This window comes from Bacillus oleivorans (genome assembly GCF_900207585.1).
Taxonomy (GTDB): Bacteria; Bacillota; Bacilli; order Bacillales; family JC228; genus Bacillus_BF; species Bacillus_BF oleivorans.
Genome location: NZ_OAOP01000004.1, coordinates 98,512 through 122,281, shown reverse-complemented (window position 1 = coordinate 122,281; position 23,770 = coordinate 98,512). Strand labels below are relative to the sequence as shown.

General features: G+C 38.9%; 25 protein-coding genes and 1 pseudogene. 16 read left to right on the top strand and 10 right to left on the bottom strand.

Annotation, left to right across the window (positions count from 1 at the left end; translation table 11 throughout):
• Nucleotides 1-307: 307 nt before the first annotated feature.
• On the bottom strand, nt 308-1,903 hold the full coding sequence (locus tag CRO56_RS10180) for a catalase (protein ID WP_097158523.1): 1,596 nt from the start codon (nt 1,901-1,903) through the stop codon (nt 308-310).
• An 867-nt stretch (nt 1,904-2,770) separates the two neighbouring features.
• Complete coding sequence (locus tag CRO56_RS10175; protein ID WP_097158522.1) at nt 2,771-3,262, bottom strand: RrF2 family transcriptional regulator; 492 nt, start codon at nt 3,260-3,262, stop codon at nt 2,771-2,773.
• 213 nt (nt 3,263-3,475) lie between these two features.
• Between CRO56_RS10175 and CRO56_RS10170 the strand changes: the two genes are divergently transcribed.
• The gene (locus CRO56_RS10170) at nt 3,476-3,919 is read left to right on the top strand and encodes a carboxymuconolactone decarboxylase family protein (RefSeq protein ID WP_097158521.1); all 444 of its coding nucleotides are present in this window, start codon (nt 3,476-3,478) and stop codon (nt 3,917-3,919) included.
• Between the two features lie 333 nt (nt 3,920-4,252).
• On the opposite strand, the gene CRO56_RS10165 is transcribed toward CRO56_RS10170, so the two are convergent.
• The gene (locus CRO56_RS10165) at nt 4,253-5,479 is read right to left on the bottom strand and encodes an aminopeptidase (protein WP_097158520.1); all 1,227 of its coding nucleotides are present in this window, start codon (nt 5,477-5,479) and stop codon (nt 4,253-4,255) included.
• Nucleotides 5,480-5,681: 202 nt separating this feature from the next.
• On the opposite strand from CRO56_RS10165, the gene CRO56_RS10160 reads away from it, so the two are divergent.
• Nucleotides 5,682-6,836 carry an acyl-CoA dehydrogenase family protein gene (locus CRO56_RS10160; RefSeq protein WP_097158519.1) on the top strand — a complete coding sequence of 385 codons (1,155 nt, stop codon included), beginning with the start codon at nt 5,682-5,684 and terminating at the stop codon, nt 6,834-6,836.
• A gap of 264 nt (nt 6,837-7,100) precedes the next feature.
• Here the strand turns inward: CRO56_RS10160 and CRO56_RS23205 are convergent.
• A pseudogene (locus CRO56_RS23205) lies at nt 7,101-7,309 on the bottom strand (transposase); the annotation flags it as partial.
• A gap of 573 nt (nt 7,310-7,882) precedes the next feature.
• Here CRO56_RS23205 and CRO56_RS10150 point away from each other — a divergent pair.
• Nucleotides 7,883-8,785 (top strand): ABC transporter permease subunit, encoded by a 903-nt coding sequence (locus CRO56_RS10150; protein ID WP_142305203.1) that lies wholly within the window; start codon nt 7,883-7,885, stop codon nt 8,783-8,785.
• Nucleotides 8,782-9,690, top strand: coding sequence for an ABC transporter permease (locus CRO56_RS10145; RefSeq protein ID WP_097158517.1), 909 nt, complete (start codon nt 8,782-8,784; stop codon nt 9,688-9,690). Before CRO56_RS10150 ends, CRO56_RS10145 begins: the two co-directional genes overlap by 4 nt.
• A 345-nt stretch (nt 9,691-10,035) precedes the next feature.
• Here CRO56_RS10145 and CRO56_RS10140 read toward each other — a convergent pair whose 3' ends face one another.
• On the bottom strand, nt 10,036-10,500 hold the full coding sequence (locus tag CRO56_RS10140) for a DUF2269 family protein (RefSeq protein WP_097158516.1): 465 nt from the start codon (nt 10,498-10,500) through the stop codon (nt 10,036-10,038).
• Between the two features lie 201 nt (nt 10,501-10,701).
• On the opposite strand from CRO56_RS10140, the gene CRO56_RS10135 reads away from it, so the two are divergent.
• Nucleotides 10,702-11,226, top strand: a complete 525-nt coding sequence (locus tag CRO56_RS10135) for a CBO0543 family protein (protein ID WP_097158515.1) — start codon at nt 10,702-10,704, stop codon at nt 11,224-11,226.
• A gap of 120 nt (nt 11,227-11,346) precedes the next feature.
• Here CRO56_RS10135 and CRO56_RS10130 read toward each other — a convergent pair whose 3' ends face one another.
• Genes CRO56_RS10130 through queF form a run of 3 tightly spaced genes read right to left on the bottom strand, consistent with a single transcriptional unit; the run spans nt 11,347 to nt 12,660 of the window.
• A complete protein-coding gene (locus CRO56_RS10130) occupies nt 11,347-11,553 on the bottom strand; it encodes a hypothetical protein (RefSeq protein WP_097158514.1) in 207 nt (68 codons plus the stop codon).
• Between the two features lie 59 nt (nt 11,554-11,612).
• Nucleotides 11,613-12,260 (bottom strand): queuosine precursor transporter, encoded by a 648-nt coding sequence (locus CRO56_RS10125; protein ID WP_097158513.1) that lies wholly within the window; start codon nt 12,258-12,260, stop codon nt 11,613-11,615.
• Nucleotides 12,253-12,660, bottom strand: a complete 408-nt coding sequence (queF, locus tag CRO56_RS10120; RefSeq protein WP_097158512.1) for a preQ(1) synthase — start codon at nt 12,658-12,660, stop codon at nt 12,253-12,255. The genes CRO56_RS10125 and queF overlap by 8 nt, the downstream gene beginning before the upstream one ends.
• Before the next feature lie 245 nt (nt 12,661-12,905).
• On the opposite strand from queF, the gene CRO56_RS10115 reads away from it, so the two are divergent.
• From CRO56_RS10115 to map, 6 genes are all read left to right on the top strand, one after another.
• On the top strand, nt 12,906-13,295 hold the full coding sequence (locus tag CRO56_RS10115) for a DnaJ family domain-containing protein (protein ID WP_097158511.1): 390 nt from the start codon (nt 12,906-12,908) through the stop codon (nt 13,293-13,295).
• Between the two features lie 473 nt (nt 13,296-13,768).
• The gene (motA, locus tag CRO56_RS10110) at nt 13,769-14,560 is read left to right on the top strand and encodes a flagellar motor stator protein MotA (protein WP_097158510.1); all 792 of its coding nucleotides are present in this window, start codon (nt 13,769-13,771) and stop codon (nt 14,558-14,560) included.
• The gene (gene motB / locus CRO56_RS10105) at nt 14,550-15,326 is read left to right on the top strand and encodes a flagellar motor protein MotB (RefSeq protein WP_097158509.1); all 777 of its coding nucleotides are present in this window, start codon (nt 14,550-14,552) and stop codon (nt 15,324-15,326) included. The genes motA and motB overlap by 11 nt, the downstream gene beginning before the upstream one ends.
• 124 nt (nt 15,327-15,450) lie before the next feature.
• Complete coding sequence (locus tag CRO56_RS10100) at nt 15,451-16,548, top strand: carbohydrate kinase (protein WP_097158508.1); 1,098 nt, start codon at nt 15,451-15,453, stop codon at nt 16,546-16,548.
• A 33-nt stretch (nt 16,549-16,581) separates the two neighbouring features.
• Complete coding sequence (locus tag CRO56_RS10095; RefSeq protein WP_281257299.1) at nt 16,582-17,496, top strand: pseudouridine-5'-phosphate glycosidase; 915 nt, start codon at nt 16,582-16,584, stop codon at nt 17,494-17,496.
• Nucleotides 17,497-17,688: 192 nt separating this feature from the next.
• Nucleotides 17,689-18,447, top strand: a complete 759-nt coding sequence (gene map / locus CRO56_RS10090; protein ID WP_097158828.1) for a type I methionyl aminopeptidase — start codon at nt 17,689-17,691, stop codon at nt 18,445-18,447.
• Between the two features lie 94 nt (nt 18,448-18,541).
• Here map and CRO56_RS10085 read toward each other — a convergent pair whose 3' ends face one another.
• Nucleotides 18,542-18,757 carry a DUF1128 family protein gene (locus CRO56_RS10085; protein ID WP_097158507.1) on the bottom strand — a complete coding sequence of 72 codons (216 nt, stop codon included), beginning with the start codon at nt 18,755-18,757 and terminating at the stop codon, nt 18,542-18,544.
• Nucleotides 18,758-18,850: 93 nt separating this feature from the next.
• Here CRO56_RS10085 and CRO56_RS10080 point away from each other — a divergent pair, with 93 nt between their 5' ends.
• From CRO56_RS10080 to CRO56_RS10070, 3 genes are all read left to right on the top strand, one after another.
• Complete coding sequence (locus CRO56_RS10080) at nt 18,851-19,336, top strand: low molecular weight protein-tyrosine-phosphatase (RefSeq protein WP_097158506.1); 486 nt, start codon at nt 18,851-18,853, stop codon at nt 19,334-19,336.
• Between the two features lie 84 nt (nt 19,337-19,420).
• Nucleotides 19,421-19,792, top strand: coding sequence for a hypothetical protein (locus CRO56_RS10075; RefSeq protein ID WP_097158505.1), 372 nt, complete (start codon nt 19,421-19,423; stop codon nt 19,790-19,792).
• An 18-nt stretch (nt 19,793-19,810) separates the two neighbouring features.
• Nucleotides 19,811-20,635 carry a YihY/virulence factor BrkB family protein gene (locus CRO56_RS10070; protein WP_097158504.1) on the top strand — a complete coding sequence of 275 codons (825 nt, stop codon included), beginning with the start codon at nt 19,811-19,813 and terminating at the stop codon, nt 20,633-20,635.
• Nucleotides 20,636-20,851: 216 nt separating this feature from the next.
• Here CRO56_RS10070 and CRO56_RS10065 read toward each other — a convergent pair whose 3' ends face one another.
• Complete coding sequence (locus tag CRO56_RS10065; protein WP_097158503.1) at nt 20,852-22,033, bottom strand: MFS transporter; 1,182 nt, start codon at nt 22,031-22,033, stop codon at nt 20,852-20,854.
• 114 nt (nt 22,034-22,147) lie between these two features.
• Here CRO56_RS10065 and CRO56_RS10060 point away from each other — a divergent pair, with 114 nt between their 5' ends.
• Both CRO56_RS10060 and CRO56_RS10055 read left to right on the top strand, forming a co-directional pair.
• Nucleotides 22,148-22,531 carry an OsmC family protein gene (locus CRO56_RS10060; RefSeq protein WP_097158502.1) on the top strand — a complete coding sequence of 128 codons (384 nt, stop codon included), beginning with the start codon at nt 22,148-22,150 and terminating at the stop codon, nt 22,529-22,531.
• 419 nt (nt 22,532-22,950) lie between these two features.
• Nucleotides 22,951-23,706, top strand: a complete 756-nt coding sequence (locus CRO56_RS10055) for a YfkD famly protein (RefSeq protein WP_179714264.1) — start codon at nt 22,951-22,953, stop codon at nt 23,704-23,706.
• Nucleotides 23,707-23,770: the final 64 nt, after the last annotated feature.

The following is a 23,770-nucleotide window of genomic DNA, read 5'->3' as shown; positions in this document are numbered from 1 at the left end:
TCGATAGCCTTTTATTTTGTTCGTTTGCTTTAATAATTCACCGCGTTAATTTATTATAATACCATTCATGTATAGGCTGTCGAACAGGGCGTTGATTTGCGCTCCAGGCGCTTCGCTTTCCGCGGGCGTGCCGGGGAGCCTCCCCGCGGAAAGCGAGTGCCCGGAGCGGAAATCAACAGGCCAGTTCGCATAGGCTATGAAATAATAAATCGTAAATTAGACATAGACAAAATAAAAAATTGCCGAGAAACCTTTCTCGACAATCTGAAGAAGAGTGTTCGAGATGAGCACTCTTCTTATTCTTCCATTAGTATGGATCTGCTTCATGCCCTTTTTCAACGGCTTGCTGCGGTGCATTTTCTCCGCCTTTATTTCCAAGTGCGTGTTTGCCTGAGCTGCCATCTTTTGCAGCCATTGCTAGACCTTCACGTAAACGGCGGCCATATTCTTCGTCTGCATCTTCTGCAAGGGCAATCATTTTATCCTGGATTCGCTTGTCACATTTGGAAAGGTCATTAACCAGGTTGTTAATTAATTCGTCCTTTTCCCACTGTTCAAATTCACGGTAAGTTTGTCCGGCTTGTTTTGTATTATCGTTACGGTCAATTGACTGACGAACCAGATTTCCTTCTACATGTGGCGTATGTTCCACACCGGTTTGTTCAGCTTCTTGCAAGCCGCCTAATATCGAAGGCTCGTAATTGATGTGAGGGTTTTGTCCAGGTGCTTTGTCATTATAATATCTCATCTGTCCGCCTTCTTGATTAGTCGCCACCCTTTTTTTCGCTGCGTTAATCGGCAGCTGCAGATAGTTGGCACCTACCCGGTAACGCTGTGTATCTGAGTATGAGAATGTCCGCCCCTGGAGCATTTTATCATCAGAAAAATCAAGACCATCGACAAGAACACCAGTACCAAATGCAGATAATTCTACCTCATTAAAGAAATTCTCCGGATTTTTGTTTAATACCATTCTTCCGACTGCACGCCAAGGGAATTGGTCATTTGGCCAAAGCTTTGTGTCATCAAGCGGATCGAAATCTAGCTCAGGGTGTGGCCCATCCTCCATAATCTGAACGAACAATTCCCATTCAGGATAATCACCGCGTTCAATCGCTTCATACAAGTCTTGCGTTGCGTGATTGAAGTTTTTACCCTGAATTTCTTCTGCCTCTTTTTGGGTTAAGTTTTTAATGCCCTGCTTCGGCTCCCAATGATATTTTACAAGAACAGCCTTTCCTTCCTTGTTGATCCATTTGTATGTATTCACGCCGGAACCTTGCATCATCCGATAATTCGCGGGAATTCCCCATGGTGAATAAACAAACGTAACCATATGGAAGGATTCAGGTGAGTTCGCACAGAAGTCAAAGAACCTTTCAGGGTCCTGATAGTTCGTGACCGGGTCTGGTCTGAAAGCATGAATCATGTCAGGGAATTTCATCGCGTCACGGATGAAGAAAATTTTTAAATTGTTTCCGACTAAGTCCCAGTTTCCGTCTTCTGTGTAAAATTTTACTGCGAATCCGCGCGGATCTCGAAGGGTTTCGGGAGAATGCAAGCCATGAACAACCGTAGAAAATCGAACAAACACAGGCGTTCTTTTCCCTTTTTCCTGAAATAATTTCGCACGGGTATATTTAGAAATAGGCTCATCTCCGCACATTCCGTAGGCTTCAAAATATCCATGTGCACCCGCGCCACGTGCATGAACGATACGCTCAGGCACTTTCTCTCTGTCAAAATGGCTGATTTTTTCAATGAAATCATAGTTCTCCAAAGTAGCAGGACCACGGTTTCCAACGGTTCGGATGTTTTGGTTATTTGTAATTGGATGCCCCTGTCTATTTGTCAAAGTGTCATCATTTTCAATATTGTTTGGCTGATTTTGGTCATTTGTCATCCTTTGCCCTCCTCTAGTTAAAATTATGGTTTTTGGTGATTTCTACCATCATCTACTTTGCCCATGTAAGTGATTAAATATTCTGCTTTGAAGGGGGAATTTAGGTGAGGTAGCAGAACTAGAGTTCCGCTGAACCTGTTACTTACGATCAGCTGGTAATAGAGGACATATGATCCGTTATTTCTATAAAAACCATAGTTTTAACGAGCGAAAAGGACATACGATCCGTTATTTGCGGAAAATCGCACCAAAAAAGCCGGCATTTCGTTAAATAGCGGAACCAGTGGCCGATAAATTTGAAAATCACCTGTTTTGTCACAGATAACGGAACTGATGTCCGTAAGAAGCTTGGCAGCCGCGACAAACCAAGTACAGATAACGGGACCAGTACCTGCCCGGCGAATCATTAAAAAAAAAGACGAACCCCTTTACAGTAAGTAGTTCCGTTTTTGTGGAGAAGCATAGTAAATAACATATGAATTGGCATATCAATTATCACTGTAATTGGTATGCTTTTTTTCATTGGTATATCAATATTTTAATAGAAAATATTCTAAAAATAGCTTAGTGAATAGCAACCCAAATAGCATATTGACAATAGATATTGTCATCGTGTAAATTAGGGTGCTAATTTGCTTGTCATTTACTATGTCGGTTTTGGTCTGTGTTGAGTAAAATCAAAGATTGTTGTCATTTTATGTTAAAGCAAATATAAGGTGGTTGTGAAAATTTGGACTTAAAAGTAACGGGCAGGATAGTTGAGGATGGGTTGTAGTTACTAATAGACAATTTAAAGATACATTTTCCTTGAACAAAGAAAAAACCTCTATAAATTCCTTTAATTAAAGAATTTTATGAGAGGTTTTTTTATATGTTGCTCTTCGAAAAATATTTCCGAGTATCTTCACGTATTTGTTTAGGTAAAGTACGCTCAAGCTCTTCATTTAACCATGAAAGAGTTTTACTACGCAAAAAATCACGCATTTTTTCTTCCGCAGAGAGCATAACTAAATTAATGGTGCAAGAGGAAGGGGCTGAACAGCAGTTTTCTCTATACAAATAACCATTATCTTTAATATTTTTACATTGAAAAATAGGCTTAGGACCTTCAACTGCTTCAATTACATCCCAAAAGGAAATATCTTCTGGGGACTTAGATAACCTATATCCTCCCTTTACACCAGGGACAGAAATTACAATGCCAGCCTTAGATAATTTACCGAAAACTTTTGAAAGAAATGTCTCAGAAAGTCCTTGGAATTCTGCCAAATCTTTTATCCCAATACTTTCCTTGGAAGGAACATCAATTAAATAAACCAGACAATGTAAAGCATATTCAACTCCGACACTATACTGCATATAAACTCACCTGCTTTTGATTTTAAGGGTTATCAAATTTTATCTTAGGAATATTTAGAGTGTTAGTCAATTAAAAGAAACTCTTTTGGATAAATCATATTCCTTTGACAAAAATAATTATATCATATATTATAGACAATGTTAATCGACGATTAATTTAGTCTTTAATTAGCATCTGAAATTCATTTTATAGGAGAAAAGGAGGAAATGAAATTGGAACAACGAGTTGATTATTACAATGTAGCACCAGAAGCACTTAAAATAATGATGGAAATGGAGAAGTATACGAAAACAACAGGTATAGACCGTAAACTTCGTGAACTTATAAAAATTCGGGCTTCTCAAATTAACGGCTGTGCATATTGTTTGAATATGCATACAGCAGATGCTCGAAAAATGGGTGAAACAGAACAAAGAATATACTGTGTTAGTGCTTGGCAAGAGTGTGAATTCTATACAGAAGCAGAAAAAGTAGCTTTAGAGTTGACAGAGCATGTGACATTAATTCCGACAAAACGTGTTCCTGACGTGCTTTATCAAAGAGTGCGTGAACACTATGACGAGAAACAGTATGTTGACCTTGTTCTAATAATTAATCAAATTAACAGTTGGAATAGAATTTCTATATCAATGGGAAATACAGCAACTGAAAAATAATTACTCTCAACGAAATCTTATAGTGTTCGTCTTTAATTTGTAGACAAAAAGCATCCAAATGAACCAGTTTGGATGCTTTTCCATTTTAAGTTTACATCAAGATAGATTGTGAAAAAGTTCACTTAAACTATCGGGTAACTTTACTTAAAGAAGGTACATACCACATTAAAGTCAAAAAACTTGAGGTTTGAAAAATTCCCTCAAGCTTTTTGTGTGCTAATTACATTGTTATTTGTATTGCTAATTCGTATGTTATTTAACTTGTGACTTTGAATTTTCTCAAACATTATTGGAACTACTTACCTTTATAGGTGTTTGCCTATAAAAACTGTTTTAAAATGCCCAATTCCCATTGCGGAAGATCGGTTCAACCGATCCGTCTTCTTTGATTCCGTCAATATCCATTTCCGCTGAACCAATCATGAAGTCGACGTGAGTCATGCTTGAATTGACGCCATGCTTCTCGAGCTCTTCATCACTCATTTTTTTGCCGCCTTCGACACAGAAAGCATACCCGTTACCGATTGCCAAGTGATTCGATGCGTTTTCGTCAAACAATGTATTATAGAAAAGTAAACCAGATTGTGAAATAGGAGAATTGTGTGGAACAAGTGCTACTTCACCTAAGTAGTGAGAGCCTTCATCCGTTTCCACAAGCTTTTTCAAAATATCTTCCCCTTGCTCTGCTTTTACATCTACGATTCTTCCGTTTTCAAATGTTAAGGTAAAGTTATCGATGAGATTACCGCCATAGCTTAAAGGTTTTGTGCTCGAAACGGTTCCATTCACACCATCTCTTAAAGGCACAGTAAAGACCTCTTCGGTTGGCATATTAGCCATGAAGGATACGCCGTTTGGATCTTCGCTTCCAGCACCAACCCATAGGTGTTTTTCATGGAGTTCAATTACTAAATCAGTTCCTTTTGCTTTATAATGAAGCTTTTTAAAGCGCTTGCTATTTAAATGATCAACTTTTTGATAAAGTGTTTCGTCATGTTTTTTCCAGGCAGCAACAGGGTCTTCCTGATCAACACGGACCGCTTTAAAGATGGCATCCCAAAGCTTTTCTACGCTGTTGCTGTCATTAGGGAAGACTTTGTCAGCCCATGCTTTGGATGGAACGGCAATAACCGTCCAGGCGACTTTGTCTGATTGCGTGTATTGACGATATTTTCTTAATGCCTGACCAGCAGCCTTTTGGAAATTAGCAATTCTTTCTGGGTCTACACCTTTTAATAAATCAGGGCTTGAAGAAACGATCGCCATAAAGGCAGCCCCGTTTTCAGCCAATTCTTCTCTTTCCTTAGCTCTCCATTTGGGATATTCCGTAAATGCCTCTTCAGGTGCCATTTCATATTTAATCCGGGATAGTTCATCGTCTGACCAGTCGACCTGAACATGTTTGGCTCCAGCTTCATACGCTTTTTTGGCAACTTCCCGGACAAATTCAAGCGCGTCAAAAGTAGCGGTTACCACTAACGTTTGACCTTTTTGGACGTTAACTCCAACTTTAACAGCCAGTTCAGCATATTTTTCTAATTGCTGTTGGAACGTTGACATACAATCTCTCCTTTACAGTTATCATATATTTATGTATATAGTGAATCTTCCTTATTTTATCAGATAACCTACTGGAATAAAATGAAAGTTATAATGACGATGGTGAAGAAGTTTTAACCTTATAGATAGATTGGTTTACTTACCTTTATTGTGTTTTTTATATACAATAGAGGGAAGAGACTTACGAGACGGATGTGTTTATATGGTGCAACCATTATTTATACGAAATGAGACTGAACAGTTTTGGGTTGAAAAAGCAAAAAGGTTGGCGGAAGAATTTAAGGAAACTGCTATCGAACACGATCGCAGCGCAACTTTTCCTTTTGATCATTTTACAAGATTAAAAGAAGAAGGTTTTACAAAGCTGACTGTGATGGAAGAGTATGGCGGCGTTAATTTTTCTTTATATCCTTTTTTATTAGTTCAAGAGGAAATTGCCAAAGGGGATGGAGCAACGGCGCTTTGTCTGGGGTGGCAAAATGGACTCTTTCTGCAGTTAAAAGAAACACAAAAATGGGAACCAGACAAATTTGAATGGATTTCACGAGTGGCCGTGCAAAAGGGGATTCTTCTTAATAGCGCGGCCACCGAACCAAAGACTGGAAGCCCAGCGAGAGGCGGAAAGCCAGAGACTGAAGCAAAACAGACAAACGAAGGTTGGGTCATTTCAGGTAGAAAAACGTTCACTTCTTTAGCACCTGCGTTAGATTATTTTATTGTCACCGCCTGGATTGAAGAAAAAAATACGATTGGCGAATTTCTTATTGCCAAGGAGTCTGAAGGCCTCAAAATTGAAGAAACATGGGATTCGCTCGGAATGAGGAGTACGAGAAGTGACGATTTAATTTTAGATCATGTATTAGTGAGTCACGATGCAATGGTTAGTTTGAAAGGAACGGCGAAAAGTATACCGCAAGCATGGCTGTTACATATCCCTGCTGTATATTTAGGGATTGCTCAGGCAGCACGTGATTATGCTGTTCAGTTTGCGAAGGATTATCAGCCCAATAGCATGCCGCACCCCATCAGTGAGGTGCCTGAAGTGAGAAGAAAGGTTGCCCAAATGGATCTCCAGTTAATGAATGCACGCCATTTTATGTATCATGTGGCATCATTATGGGATACAAATGGAACCGCACGGCTTGAGTTGGGTCCTGCCCTGATGGCAGTCAAAACAGCTGTCACCAATGCAGCAATAGAGGTTGTTGATTTGGCGATGAGAGTGGTTGGGGGACATAGTTTATCTAAGAGTGCTCCGCTGGAAAAGTACTACCGGGACGTTAGGGCGGGGCTTCATAATCCGCCTAGTGATGATATTACTTATAAAGTGCTGGGGGATCAGGCCTTCGATAAGTAAGTCGATTCTATAAACAAACAAATATCCATTTCCAAAAAAACTCGCTTTAAGCGAGTCAGATTGTCGAGAAAAGGTATTTTTCTCGGCAATTTTTTATTAATTGATGGTCTCTGTAAACCGGCCTGTTGATTTCCGCTCCGGGCACTCGCTTTCCGCGGGGAGGTCCTGGAGCCTCCTCAGCGCCTTGGCGCCTGCAGGGTCTCCAGTGACCTCTCTATCCCGCAGGAGTCGAGTGCCCTCCGCTCCAATCAACAGGGAGGCAAATCAACCTAAAGGATTGCAACACACTTTTTCTAACCTTGATAAGTGTGTTGCAATCCTTTTTATATTTTGACCTGCTGCAGGAAGGAGGGCCAATTCACTTACATTCTTCAATCCCCGTAACCGGCAGTAGAGAAGCCCATGCAACTCTTTTGAGTCTCGAAGCTTAGCTCAATTTTTTCCTTTTTAAATTTATAAAGCATTTTTGCTTTTGGCTTAAATATTGAAATTCACCACTTATTTTATTATTTATTGTGAGATAAAGGTCCTTATTTAAGACACCTGTTGATTGGAGCGGAAGGCGCGAAGACTCATTTCCACTGCCTCACTATATCAGTAGTTTTGATCTGAATCAGAAAAAATTTTCACGAAAAAAATGTATTTTTATCAAGTAGCAGTGGAAAGTGGGAGTACGGGGCAGGGGAGACCCCGCAGGCGCTAAAGCGCCGAGGAGGCTCCCCGGCACGCCCGCGGAAAGCGAAGCGCCTGGAGTGCAAATCAACAAACCTGTTGAAAGCCTTTTATTATAGTGAAATAAAAGGTTATCGAAAATTTTTCGACAGCCTAAAACTCGCTTTAAGCGAGTTTTTTACATTTGCAAAATAACGATGCGCATAAAGAAGCTAGTTAATTTCTCCTAAAGTTTTTCCAAAATTCTACAGGAATAACTTTCCTGCCTTATTAATCCATGTTATGATGTAAAAAAATGTCGAAATTTTCAAATTGGGGGGATTCATCTGAGATTAACACCGATTCTTTTGAAACAGCTGCTTATTTGGGGGATTATGACGCTTGTCCTTATCATTCTTTTAACAATTCCGAGAACAGTAGAATACGAGGGAGGAAGAGGTGGCATGTTTTTAGCAGCCAAGCCGACCTATTCCTTCGAACTTCATAAAGAACAGTTTCTTTCTTTTTTTGCTTCCTTTACGAATGGTGATCTTGAGGAAATCCAGGTCTATGAAAAACCGATAATTGAACATGTTTCGGATTCCGTGTTAAAAAGCCTCATCATCGTTGTCCCTGCAATTATAATCGGCTTTTTAGGCGGGATTATAAAGGGTGCATTTGATTTTAAATACAGAAAAAACAAGTTAAACCTATTTGGGAAACCATTGACATGGCTCTCGATCTCATTGCCGGATTTGTTTTTTATCGTTATGATTCAATTCTTTCTTATTTTTTTATACAAGGAAGGAATATTAAGTGAAGTCCACTTAACCGGTGATGATTATATCCAAAACTATGTATATTGCATTATTTTTCTCGCAATCTATCCATTTTTTTATACGGCAAGGGCCACCTTTATTTCGCTTGAAAGTGAAATGAGCTTTGATTACATACGAACAGCAAAGGCAAAAGGAACAGGAACCAATAAAATTATTTTAACCCATGTTCTAAAAAATGCCCTGCCAGTCATTTTAAGTCATTTTGATACAGTGGTTCTCTACGTATTATCGAACCTGTTTATTGTAGAGCTATTAACCGGGTTTCGCGGAGCTGCCTACTTTTTCTTTGTGTCTGTCAGTCCGCCTTTTACATTTACAGTTGGCCAGCAATTTTCGATTAATTACATACAGGCATTGCTTTATACGATCTTCTTTACGTTGATCATATTTATTGCGAGGGCAATAGCAGCTGTTAGCACTGCCTCTATTACACCGGATGGGAGAGGGGAGACTGAATGAAAAACTATCATTTGCTTGTAGGTGGAACCATGCTTTCTCTTATTCTATTACTCACTTTTCTTGCCCCCTACCTTCCATTTGTGGATGCTGAATTAACACAAAATGTGATGTATAAAGATGAAGAGGGAGTCATCCATGTTCCGCCCTATGAGCCTTCTGCAGAATTTCCGCTTGGTTCCGATTGGGCCGGGGTAGATTTTCTTAGCATGCTGTTAATGGGGGCTAAAGAGACTTTATTTATGGTATTTGCCATCCTGATTTTAAGGTATCTTATAGCTGTTCCGCTTGGAATTGGTGCTTATTATTCAAGGGTGATCCGGTTTATTTTAAACTGTTTTTATCAATTTTCAATGAGCATGCCTCCAGTATTTTTAATTTCAATATTTATCGGTTTTCCGATTATTATTTTTTCTGATGTAAGGCCGATTTGGATGGTTGCCGTCATTGCTTTTATTGATGTAGGGAGGATCGGTAAGCTATTCCATCAGTCTCTAGTGGAAATCGGGAAAAAATCATTTGTTGAAAGCGGAATTGTATCAGGTTGTACAAAGCCAAAACTCTTTTTTAAATATTTCTGGCCCTTTTTACAGCCGCATCTATTTACCAACCTAACCTTTGATGCAGGCAGGATCCTCTTCCTTCTAGCTCAATTTGGGGTAATAGGAATCTTTATTCAGCATACTTATGAATCGCAGCTAGGCGGGTATTATAAGCTCATGAGTGACTCGATCGCATGGCCGATGTATTTTAATGACTTACTTGGCTTAATCCGGGTCCACGAATGGATTCCATTATCTGCGGTCGGGGCGATTTCGATTACGATGATTGCGATATATTTAACGGGTGAGGGACTCCAGCGTTATTTTCACCAGAAATATAACCGGAATGGCAGTGTGGATTTATAAAAAAGGATTGGGGAATTTGTGGTTCCCAATCCTTTTTTGTTTCTTACCCAACTTTCGTAAGTTGTACAAAGTATGGCGGATTTGCTAAAGGACATAGGTTCCGTTATCTTTGAAAAAATCGTAGAATTTCAAAATTTGCGGACACTCGTTCCTTTATTCGGGCAAAAACGTACAATTCTTGAATGATTCACTTCAAATAAGGGAACGTATGTCCGGTAATTTTCTAAAACGGGCATTTTCGTAAAAATAACGGATCGTATGTCCCTACAGAAAATCATCAAGACAAAACCAATTGTGCCCGTCACCCGGTCATTCTTCCCGAATTTAACCTAAAAAATGGAGTTTCTAACTAATTACCGGTTTTAAAATCATAAAAATAAACAAAAGCGTTCCCATTCCGCTCGCCACATAAAAATATTGGTTCGCTTTTGATAAATAAGACGTTGGTTCTTCAGGCAGTGTTCCAGTGGCAGCTGCGTTTTTCGGATCGTTTAACCAAGTGTTCAGTTTATTCATTTGTGGTGTAACCATACCGATGACGACAATTTGAATGAATATGTACAGGATCAGTGAGCCGATCAACCATAGCTGAAGGAAGGAGCCATACTCGCCTAAAAAGAAGAGGGCGAGTCCTGATAAAACTGCTATCGTACCGCCAATTTTCGGGAAAAACTCGAGCTTCTTCAATAACGGCGCGGTCAAACGCAAACTCTCAATAGATTGGTTTTTTCTTAGAAGGACATGTGAAAAAAACGTCGGCCCCACCCCTATGATAGCTGATAAAACATGAAGCAATACCAAATACTTCATTTCCATACCCCATTTCATTTGAAATATATAATTATTACGCTAGTAAAATGGTACTATATAAATACTAAAATATGTGTTATTTTTTCGAAATGCGGTAATTTTGTAAGATTACTGAACCTAGAAGACGCAAAAGTTTTATTGGGGAGTATGAAATCGGCAATAAAAGGATAAAAATGTATAAAATAATCAGGAGTATCACTCATGCATTTGATATTTAACTTCCTCTTCCTATTAGCAGCGATTAAATGGGGAGATTGGAAAAATTGGCGTGATTATTATCCCACCATCTTATTCTTTTGGGTAGGCGATCTTTTAAAAAGTTATTTACTTTATAATCATTGGCTGTGGACTTACCAAGAAACGATTTTTGCCGAAAACATTCTTCGAAATCACACGATTATTTCGCTTATGATTATGTTTATTGTTTATCCGTCAACTCTTCTTATTTATTTAGGTCATTTTCCGCAAGCAAAATTAAGACAGGCAGGATGGGTCTTGTTTTGGGTTATGCTTTATTCCTCTATAGAGTATATGAACTTGCATTATTTACATTTAATCAGACATTTTAATGGCTGGAATATAATCTGGTCAATAATCTTTAACATGATTATGTTTACGATATTAAGGGTTCATTATAAAAAGCCAATATGGGCATGGGGGCTATCTGTGATATGGATCATCTTTTTGTTGAATGTGTTTGATGTCCCTGTTGATAAAATGAAGTAAGTCTCAAGCTCTCTAAAGGTTCAGGAGAGTTGACTGGAGCGGAAATCAACGGACAAGTTAAAAGAACGATATGAAAAAAAGGGGTGCCCCTAAAAGATATACTTTTGGGACACCCTCAATTTAAACTTCGTCGTCTTCAACCCGGTTTTTAAATGCTTCCTGAACTACTAATAATTCTTCATCTTCTTGGGCTTCGGTATTATGTTTTTCTGCCAGGCTATTTTGAGGAAATTTACCTGGATGTCCTTTTTTCTTATGGTCAAATGCTTTGCCTCTTCCCACGATCAACACCCCTTTCACCACATAGAATACCCAAGCTTCATCCATTCATCCCAAATAAAAACCCCATTTATGAATCAGTTCGATTCATGAATGGGGTTAAACATTTATGATGAGACCGTGGTGGAATTAGCCTGTGTCTTATTTTTTCTCGTTAGGAGATAAAATAAAGGTGTATCTAATAAAGCTAATACACATTTAATCGCAAATTGTGACCAAATCATCGCCCAAAGGCTAGGGACCTGACCCGCGAAGGCAATCGTAATAAAGACGGCAGTATCAATAAATTGCGATGAAATCGTACTTACATTATTTCGAATCCATTTGTGCTTGCCATTGAATTTGTTTTTTAGGAAAGAAAACAAATGAACGTCTATATTTTGTGATATCAAATAGGCAATTAGGCTTGCCATCATATTGCGAAGGTTGGGTCCAAGCAGCACTTCGTATGCTTCTTGTGCCGACTGCGCGAAAGGAGCTGCCGGCAAAACCATCCCTATTAAAATCATCACACTTGCAAACAGCTGAGCAATGAAGCCGTAAAAGACAGTTTTCTGTGCCTGTTCTTTTCCATAACGCTCATGAATGATATCTGTTAATAGAAAAGTAAAAGCGTAGGTGACAACAGCAGCAGGAATTACAAAGGTGTCTCCAAAGGAAACAACCTTTGTCGCCGTTACATTGGCCACTACTAATGATGTCGCAAATAAGACTGAGTACAGCGTAAAAAGCTGATCTTTTGGCTGATTAATCATTGTTTTTCTCTCTTATTGCTGTTGCTTTTAATTCAATTCCGCCACGCGGAGATTGGAAAATCGTCACTTCTACACGCTTTGGATCAATCGCATAGACGATATCATCAGCAATACGAGCCGCTAATGTTTCACAAAATGCACCTTCGTCACGGTAAGACCACAAATAAAATTTTAATGATTTAGACTCAATACATTTTTGATCAGGCGTATAAGAGATTTCAACCTGACCAAAATCTGGCTGGCCTGTTTTCGGACAAACGGCTGTAAATTCTAATGCTCTAAAGGTTATATTACTAACATTCGGACTGTCGAAAGCTTCTTCTTTTAGAGCTTCGCGTCCTTCCTCGACACTCTTTGGTCTCGGCATTGGTCCGGATTGCGGAATCCAAGAGTTTTTCATAATAAATTGCCTCCTTAGTTTTGATAAAGCAGGATATCGCGAACTGCTTTTGGGAACAATATATTTCTTTCCCGACAAATTATTGTAACACATATTATAAAAATAGCACTCCCCTGAAATTGGAAAGGGAAAAATTTGAATAAAACAGGCAAATTCAAATATTTCACAGAAAATTCGGAAATGGAATTAAAATGAAATGCTACAATAGAATTGTAAGGCCAAAAACCACCTGAGGTGATCAAGTAATGGATCGTTTTGATTTTATAACGGAAGACCTTATAAAAAAAGCATATAGAGAGGGCGCATTTGATCAACTGCCAGGGAAAGGGAAGCCACTTCCAAAGGATGATTTAGAACATATTCCTCCTGATTTGAGAATGGCGTACCGCATAATGAAGAATGCAGGTTTTTCAGTAGAAGAAAATCAGCTAAAAGCAGAAGTAATGACGATTGAAGATCTGATTAAAAATAGCCAGGATGAGGAAGAGAGAAAACAGCATCAGCAAAAGTTAAACGAAAAGCTTCTCCGCTGGAATCAAATGCAGGCTAAAAGAGGTATAAAAACAAATAGTGCTCTTTTTAAAAATTATGAAAGTAAAATTGAGAATAAACTCTTTTCAAATAAAGATAAATAATTCGATTTTTACAGGTTGAATACGTTAAGAATGATCAGCGGGCTCAATTGAATTTGTCTTAATGATTTGCTCATGAGGACATACGATCCGTTATTTTTACAAAAATGCCTGTTTTAGTAAATTATAGGACATACGATCCGTTATTTACCGAGAATCAAGCAAATATTGCATGTATTTGTCCAAATAAAGGAACCAGTGTCCGCTAATTTTGAAATCCTGCGATTTTGTCACAGATAACGGAACCAATGTCCTTTAGCAATCCGCTTTGCTTTGTACGACCGCGAAAGTTAAGTAATAAGACGATTCTACTGCAGAGGCAACTTTAAAACAAAAGTTTGCCTCTTTTATTTTGTCCAAAGCTATTAAGAAAGAGGGAATAGAAGTCGATATAGATGGTAGAGAATTTTTTCTCACTCATTGCTGTAAATGCGTGAAATAAAAAAATCTAAGAATACAGAGGATGGGTGCAGTTTATGGATAAAACTTCAATAATTGGCCTGATATTAGCGGTAATTGCGATCGGGTTTGGAATGACTCTGAAGGGTGTTGAAGTTGGAGTATTACTTAATCCGGCCGCATTATTAATTATCTTTTTGGGTACAGCGGCTGCAGTTATTATAGCCTTCCCTACAAAAGAGATTAAAAGGGTTCCTAAGTTATTAAAAATTGTTTTTACAGAGCAAAAGCTTGTTCCGGATACTGAATTAATTCAAAAGTTTTCAGAAATGGCGCAAGTTGCAAGAAAAGAAGGACTCCTTGCTCTTGAAACATTGGCAAGCGATATAGATGATCCTTTTTTAAGAAATGGACTGACTCTTGCAGTTGACGGACAAAACGCTGAGTATATTAGAGATGTGCTGACTGAAGAAATTGAAGCAATGGAGGAACGTCATCATTCCGGAGCAGCTATTTTTTCTCAGGCAGGTACTTATGCACCAACTTTAGGGGTGCTTGGGGCGGTTGTAGGATTAATTGCAGCCCTTACTCATATGGAGGATACAGTAGCTTTAGGAGCTTCGATAAGTGCTGCTTTCGTAGCTACCTTAATGGGAATATTCTCCGGATACATGCTGTGGCATCCATTTGCAAATAAACTCAAGCAAAAATCAAAAGCGGAAGCGAAACAAAAAAGAATGATCATCGAAGGCATTCTTTCCATCCTTGAGGGAGAAAACCCTCGTTTACTAGAACAAAAATTGGCGTCATTTTTGCCAGAAGACGAGAGGAAGAATCTCTTAAAAGAAGGCGTGAACGATAATGCGTAAAAGCAAAAAGAAAAATAGTGAAGAACATGTTGATGAAGCATGGCTTTTACCATACGCAGACTTATTAACTCTTTTATTAGCTGTTTTTATTGTGCTATTTTCTATGAGTACAGTAGATGCGAGTAAGTTTGACAAGCTCTCCAAAGCTTTTAATGATATTTTTACCGGGGGAACAGGAGCTCTGGACTATCCGAGTCCTATGCCAGAAGGAAATGATGAAGCCACCGATGAAAATGAAGAACCTACTAATAGAGATATAGCTGGAACCACTGTAACCAATATTCCTACAGAAGAAGAGCAGCTGCAAGCCATTCAAACTAAAATGGATGCCTTTATTCAAGAAAAAGGGCTGGAAGAGGAACTAGAAACGTCGCTTACGGATGAAGGATTAATGATTACGATTGGCGATAATATTTTGTTTGAATCGGGAAAGGCAGAAGTTAGCCCGGAAAATATTAGGATTGCACAGGGTTTATCTGAATTATTAGTGCTTGAGGAAGCGAGAAATATTATTATTAGCGGCCATACGGATAATATCCCTATTCGAAATGCGCAGTTTGCATCTAACTGGGAATTAAGTGTGATGCGGGCTGTCAACTTTATGAAGCTGCTGCTTCAAAATGAGAAGCTAGATCCAAGATGGTTTAGTGCAAAAGGATATGGAGAGTTTCAGCCGATTACTGATAATAGTACGGCTGAAGGAAGAGCTAAAAATCGAAGAGTCGAGATTTTAATATTACCGAACAATCCACCCGATGAATCGTAAGAAAATCGTACAAACTAACCGTACTGTATATGCAGTACGGTTTTTTTTATTAAAAAATACTTAAAGACACTTGTTAGAATTATAAACATTTGTTTAAATGGAGATAGGGAGACGGGGGGATACCATGAACGAAAAAGAACTAATGATTGTGGACATTATTAAAGAAAATCCTTTTATTTCGCAAAATGAAATTGCGGAGAGAACAGGATTATCGAGATCGGCCGTGGCAGGTTATATTTCTGTTTTGACCAAACAAGGAAAAATCTTAGGGAGGGCTTACATCCTGCCGGAAAAGATTAATTTCACTTGTATTGGCGGGGCAAATTTTGACCAAAAACTGCAAGTTTATAACAAAATCATATACGGAACTTCGAACCCGGCTTTTAGTGTAAAAGCATGCGGTGGGGTTGCGCGAAATGTGGCGGAAAACTTAGGCAGACTTGGCTGCGGTGTATCACTTATTACCGTGGTCGGAGATGATTATGAAGGGCAGTGGCTTCTGGATTACACCAAGGATTTTGTCGATATTACTTCATCACAAGTTTGGCCGGAAGAAGCAACAGGTACTTATACCGCTATCTTAAATGCAAACGGTGAAATGGAATTAGCGATTGCGGATATGGGAATCTACAGTAAAGTGAATATACCCTTTATTGATAAAAGATGGGGATACTTATCATCTGCAGATATGATTTTGATGGATACGAATTTCTCTAAGGGCGTGCTTGAGCATGTGATTAGGCGCTGTTCTGAAGAAGACCTTCCTTTGACAATTGCACCTGTTTCATCGCCAAAAGCTAAAAAGCTTCCGCAACAGCTGAATGGGGTTACCTGGCTAATTGCCAACCAGGAAGAAGCAGAAGTGATTGCTAATCAATCAATTACGTCAGATGGAGATTATTTTAAAGCAGCCGAGAAAATGGTGAAAAAAGGGGTAGAAAATGTTGTCATTACCCGCGGTGATAAGGGACTTATGTTTTATACAAAAAGAGGGGAAGCGGGTGCTGTGATTCCCCCAAAAATTGAAGTAAAGGATGTTACGGGAGCGGGGGACTCGCTCGTTGCAGGAGTTCTTTATGGAAATTCAAAAGGATTTAGCATAGAAGACTCCTGTAAGTTAGGGGTAGCCAGTTCTATTTTAACCCTGCAAACAACGGAAACCGTATATTCATCTATGAATCATTCAAAGCTTCTGGAAACTTATCATAAGTACTTTTCGTGAGAAGCTTAAATCATAAAAAAGGAGCTCCTAGATTTGAAAAATCAGTTAGTATTTTCAGAAGAAGTCAGACAAGCAATGGAAAATGGCAAACCTATTATTGCCTTAGAATCAACGATAATCACTCATGGGATGCCATATCCTCAAAATATTGAAACGGCCTTAGAAGTAGAAGAAATTATAAGAGAAGAAGGGGCTGTTCCAGCTACCATTGCCATAATGGATGGCAAAATTCATATAGGCTTGAGTCAGGCTGAAATTAAACAGTTAGCAAACTCTGAAGATGTCATAAAGGCGAGCAGAAGAGACTTGCCTTATATCATAGCGCAAAAGAAAACTGGTGCCACAACTGTAGCCGGGACCATGATTTGTGCCCAATTGGCGGGTATTACATTATTTGTGACAGGCGGAATTGGCGGTGTCCATAGGGGAGCCGAGCAAACGATGGATATCTCGGCTGACTTAGATGAACTTTCTCAAACTAATGTCGCCGTTGTCTGTGCTGGCGCTAAATCAATTTTAGATTTAGGCTTAACGATGGAATATCTGGAAACAAAGGGAGTACCTGTTGTGGGGTACCAAACGAATGAACTGCCTGCATTTTATACGCGAACTAGTCCATACGAAGTCAATTATCGTTTAGATGATCCAAAAGAAATTGCTCAACTCATCCGCTCTAAGTGGGATTTGGGACTTAAAGGCGGGATTGTTATTGCTAATCCAATTCCAGAAAAGGATGCCCTCGACGAAAAATTTATGAATGAAATTATTGAACAAGCTTTAGCAGAAGCGGATGCTAAACAAATCAAAGGAAAAGATGTAACCCCTTTTCTTTTAAGTAAAGTTAAAGACTTGACGGAAGGAAAAAGCCTGGAAGCCAATATAGCACTGGTAAAAAATAATGCGAGGCTTGGCGGAAAAATTGCGAAAGCCATGAAAAGCCTATCATAATAAATGCGGGGTCTGACACTAGTCTTGACCCCTTTTTCTATTGATTCAGGATGGAATGGGTTAGATTGGAGATAAGGAACAATACTAAAACGTGCGTACTAAAAAGTGACGAACACCTTTTAGTTAAAATAAATAAGATTTTATTGTAAAATGATTTTTGTAACAGCACAGCTGTGTGAAGGGATGAAAAAAATGATTGTCTTAAAATCACAAAGAGAAATTGAAAAAATGAAAAAGTCTGGGGAACTTTTAGCTGAAGTTCACCAACAAATAAAAAAATTAATTGCTCCCGGCATCACAACATGGGAAATTGAAGAATTTGTTGATCGTTTCTTAAGGGAACACGGGGCGACACCAGAACAAAAGGGATATAAAGGATACCAATATGCAACCTGTGCCAGTATCAATGATGAGATTTGTCATGGTTTCCCCCGGAAAGAACCATTAAAAGAGGGAGATATTGTAACAATCGACATGGTCGTCAACTATGATGGAGCTCTGTCAGATTCGGCTTGGTCCTATGCGGTTGGGAATGTTTCAGATGAAGCGAACAAGTTATTGGAAGTCACTGAAAAGGCACTATACTTAGGAATCGAGCAAGCAAAGGCTGGAAATCGTGTGGGGGATATCGGCCATGCGATTCAAACGTTTGTCGAGGGCCAAGGATTTTCCGTTGTCCGAGATTTTATCGGCCATGGAATCGGTGCCGCTATGCATGAAAAACCTGATATTCCTCATTACGGACTTCCAGGGAAAGGAATTCGTTTAAAAGAAGGAATGGTATTTACAATTGAACCAATGGTGAACATTGGGGCCTATCAATCAAAAATGGACAATAATGGCTGGACTGCCCGTACTGTGGATGGTTCGCTTTCTGCTCAATATGAACATACGATTGCGATTATGCCTGATGGCCCAATGATTTTAACGGAACAAAAGAAGAGTCTGTAACGTTACAGACTCTTCGTCAAAATATGTAAGAGCTTCCAACAGCTTTTACAAATTTTTTATTTCCTTGGCAATAACATTCGAAAATCGACAAAACTTATTTTTGAACCTTTAATGAACCGATTTCCTCAACGATAGCTTGCATTTCACTAGGACTAAAATGAGGTTTATTCATCACCATTTTATGCAAAAACTTCAAATCTTCTATTGCGTCTTCTTTAAAACCTTCAGGCTTCAGTACTTGCATATTGATCAGTTTTAACTTTGTTGCTATATCATTTAAAAGGTCAGCAATTACATCTTGATTATTCATTTAAAGGACCCCCTTTCAAAAAGATCATTAAAAATTTTGGAACATCATTACATCTGTTGCACACATTGTCAAACAAGGAAAGAAGGTATTGCTATGATTCGAGTTTTATTTGTATGTTTAGGAAATATTTGTCGTTCTCCACTGGCTGAGGCTGTTTTTCGACATAATGTTAAACAATCAAATCTTGAAAATCAAATTGAAATTGATTCAGCAGGTACAGGGGGATGGCATATTGGGAATCCTCCCCACCAGGGAACGAGGGAAATTTTACAGCAAAATGAGATTTCCTTCGATGGTATTGTTGCAAGACAAGTGAGTTCTAACGATCTTGAAGAATTCGATTATATTATAGCCATGGATGCAAGCAATATAGAGAACTTAAAGAAGCTAACGAAGCAATTTCCCGCATCAAAGGTGTACAGATTAATGGATTTTGTTCATCAGCCTTCAGTAATGGATATACCGGATCCTTACTTTACCGGGAATTTTGAAGAGGTATATCAATTAGTTGAGGAAGGATGCACACATTTGCTTCATTTTATCATAAAACAGCACGAAGGAATCGAACAAAATAAATAAAAACTTTCCAGTGAATTATAATGGGTAGAGTCATACGTTATAACAAAAAATAAGCTGTAAAAAAGGATAGGAGGCACGATGAAAATGGGGAATAATAAATTTTGGAAAGGTGTATGCTGGGGAGCACTTATTGGTGGAGCCGTTTCTTTATTAGACAAACAAACAAGAAAGGAAATGGCCGATTCAGGAAAGAAAATAGGAAAAGCAATCAAAAATCCTAAGCTGACAGCTCAAAAAGTAAAAAATATGGTAAGGGATTATCAAGAAGCCTATGAGAATATTCGTGATGATGTTACATATATATCAGACAAGCTTTATGAATTGAAGGATGTGCCAACAAAAGTCACAGATATTATTAGCGAGTCAAAAAAAGTAGTGGAAGGTAAGGGAAACAGTATAGAGCAGTCTAATATCCAGTTAAAACCTGACATACATGATAACCGCACCGACTGCTAAAAAGTAAGGGGTGAGTGAATGGGGAAGGTTGGGATCCCTTCATTGATATTTCGATTTTACCATCGTTTTACTAATGATGATGTATTTGGGCTTGCTGCTCAACTCGCCTACTTTTTTTTACTATCCCTTTTTCCTTTACTGATCTTTTTAGTTTCATTAGTACCCTATTTGCCAATTACAGAAATGGATATCTTGAATGTGATTAGAGATTTTGCCCCAGGTCAGACCATGCAGCTGATTGAGAATAATCTGCATCAACTGATGGAGCACCATAGCGGCCAGCTTTTAACCTTCGGGATCATTGCGACTTTATGGTCGGCTTCAAATGGAATTAATGCGATAGTAAAAGGGTTTAACCGTGCATATGATGTCCCCGAAAGCCGTCCGTTTTGGCAGGCAAGGGGGATGGCAATTGTTCTTACCGTTGCGATGGTCTTTGTATTTATTATTGCGCTTCTTCTGCCCGTTTTTGGTAAACAGATAGGACTGTATATTGCTGATCATTTTAATAATTCGTGGGAATTTTTGCGGGTATGGGGTACGCTTCGCTGGGTTATCAGTTCCATCATTATTTTTATTGTGTTTTTAGGACTGTACATGATTGCTCCTAACAAGAAAGTCCTATTGGCTGATGCGATTCCGGGAGCTGTGTTTGCTACGATTGGATTTGCTGTTGTGTCACTTGCTTTTTCATTTTATGTCGATAATTTTGGCAACTACGCTCATATGTACGGCAGTCTTGGCGGAATTATTGTCCTTTTAATTTGGTTTTATTTAACCTCTTTTGTCATTATCATCGGCGGAGAAATAAATGCTTTCATTGCTTTAGTAAGAAAAAGATGAGTTTTTGCACGCAGAAATTAATTCCTGCTTTTTTCGGCTGCCATCTAGGAAACCTTATGGATAAGGGGGGACGAACATGGCTAAGCATACGAAGAAAGATGGGAACACAAAGCAAAATAAGAAAAGTCATCCGAAACATAAAACATCGGGCTCGGCAAACGGCCAAAACGGATACCACTAGAGCTCTTTAAAGGAAAAGGGTCAGCGCCCGCTTTGTCATGCGAGGGGCTGACCCTTTTTCAGTTCAGGGGATTTATCACCAAATAAAATAATCACAAGGAAGATCAAAAATAACATAACACTTATAATGAAAAAGAAGCTAATGTTTTCGAAAAACTGAATGAAGGTTCCGCCAATATAGGGCCCAGCTAGACTTCCTAAGCTAAAGGCAATTCCGCACAACAAATTCCCCGTAGGCAATAAATTTTTAGGAGTAATATCAGCCATAAAACTAATTCCTAGTGAAAAGGTGGAACCGACGAGCATACCAGCTATAAAAAGGCAGATCGATAAAGCCATTACAGAATGCTCAACAAAGCTGGCCGTTGAAAAGCTTGCAAATCCAAGAAGCAATACAAATGTTAATACCCTTTTTCTGCCCCACTTATCACTCATAATCCCAAGCGGCAGCTGAAATACGATTGCTCCGATCGCAAAGGCTGCTAATAGAACTGAGATACTCGACACATCCAATCCAATCCGTAAGCCATAGACTGGAAAACTTCCATTTAATGAGGATTCTAAAAATCCATACCCTAGCGGTGGCAGAAACGCTACCCACCCATATTTCGCTGCAAGAGCAAAACGTTTTATTGTTACCCGTAAAGAATGAACCTCAATCGTTTGTTCAGGATAATCATTTTTAAGGAAGAACACAAATATCCAGGCAATTAAACATAGGATAGAAGAAACAATAAAGGGAAGCGCCTGATTGATATTGACTAAGGGCGTCATTAAGGGCCCAACAGCAAATCCTACTCCAAAAAATAAACCATAAAGAGAGATATTTCGCCCGCGTTTAGCTGGACTAGAGAAAGAGGTAATCCAAGTCTGGGTCGCAAAATGGAGAGCGTGATCGCCAATTCCAATCAATAAACGTAAAATGAACCAAAACCAAAATGATGTCCATAATGGAAAAAGAGCCAATGATACAAAAACAAGAAGCCCCCCAAAAACAATGACTGACTTATAGCCATATTTGCGAAGAGGGTGCTCCATAAACGGGCTTATTAACAGGATTCCGATATATAGTCCCATTGCATTTAAACCATTTAAACTTGATGAAAGTCCATCATTTTCAAAAATAATAGCGATTAGCGGCAGAAGCATTCCCTGACTGAAGCCTGAGATAGCGACAATACTAACCAGAATCCAGAAGCGGAATAGATCTGATTTCATAAGCAAACCTCTGTTTCAAATTTTAGTTAACATACTGATGGTAATCCGAATCGCGTGACTTGGCAAGAGAAATCCAATCTACGTAAAATAAAGAAAAAAGAAGGGTGTGGGAAGATGGAGTTTGTTCTAAAGAATCAGGGCGGTTTTATACTTGAGCATCCATTTGGGGAATTACATGTGGCTTCAGATGAAACAAAGGGGTACCGGCCATATCAGCTATTAGTTTCCTCCGTGGCTGTCTGCAGCGGTGGTGTATTACAAAAAATTTTGGAGAAAAAAAGATTTAAAGTGGAAGGACTAAAAGTAACGGCAGAGGTAAAGCGGGATCCGGATACGGCAAATCGAGTCACCGATATTCATTTGCATTTTGAGATCCAATGTGATGTGAAGCAGGAAGCTATGGATAAGATTTTAGAATTGGCAAAAAAGAATTGTGCGATGTATCAGTCCGTAAAAGACAGCATCCATATTACAGAAAGCTTTGAAATTGTTTCTTAAAAACACGCCAATAAGTAGACCCCCGAATTGTGGTTCGGGGGTCTTTATTTCATTATCAACATCTTTGTGATTTAAAAAAAATCTTTAATTTACCGGAAAGCATACGAAATAATCTTGCAAGAAAGGTTGAAGCACTCGTACCAAAGTTAGTCATGCATCCCCCCTTAATCTAGTTGTCTCGTGTGCCGCTAGCCCTCCTTTGATTAAAGTTAGGATTATTATAAAACAGAATCAGACAGTTGTAAATATTCTAAATATTACAACATCATTACAAAATTAACGGGTTTTTTTATTATGATGGATAATCCGCGAGCACAACGAAAAAAATAGGGAAGAATACAAGTAGGTATGAAAGGAGTAGAGCTTCTTTGAAAAAAATATTTCTGGCTTTCATTATTGTATTATTACTGATCGGTACAATGGGAACCGCGTTTGCTGAAAAGAAACCAGAGCCAAAGGCACAATCGTATCAGATTCCTAGTTCTGTCTTAAATATTACGAAAGAAAACACGTATCCAAACCCAACACAGGATTTGCCTTATTTACAGCCAAGCGAATTTACGGATAACCTATTAAATTCGTCAAAGGTTCGGATTGAAAATCCCAATCTAATTCGAATGTTAAATGAATCCTCTGTCAATAAAACGCCGTTTGCCCTTGGATTAAGAGCAACTATTTATCTCGGAGAATGGCCATTGTATTATGAATCAACTGAAACATCGCCTAACTGGGAATACCAAAAGATTAACACCAATTATTATGATAACAGAGGCGGAAGAAACATTTATCAGATTCATTATGTTCAGGAAGCCCAAAAAGTGGTGCGAGGCGGCTTAACAGCAAAAGTATCTAATGCCGATGATGTCATGAAAATGATGATGTTAAAGGCTGCTGAAAAAACACAGCTTCCGCTTGCGTTTGAAACGATTGTAGGGGCAGGAACCAAAAAGGACCATATATATAATATCCCGCCAAAACGTCTAGGCTATTTATATGCGTATGCCCCTGCGATTAATGAAAAAGGGAAAGTTACCTATGGTGAAGTATACATTACCCTTAAAGGGAACAAACGGCAAATTGTCGTCAAAAACGTCACAACCCATGGAATCGGTGCATGGATCCCAGTCCAAGATCATCTCTCCTTCTCCTTTATCGCATCAGAAGTTCCAAAATAAAATTAGGGTGGTGCATAGAAAACCGGGTGGTGCCTGGCACCACCCGGTTTCTCGTTTCACAAAA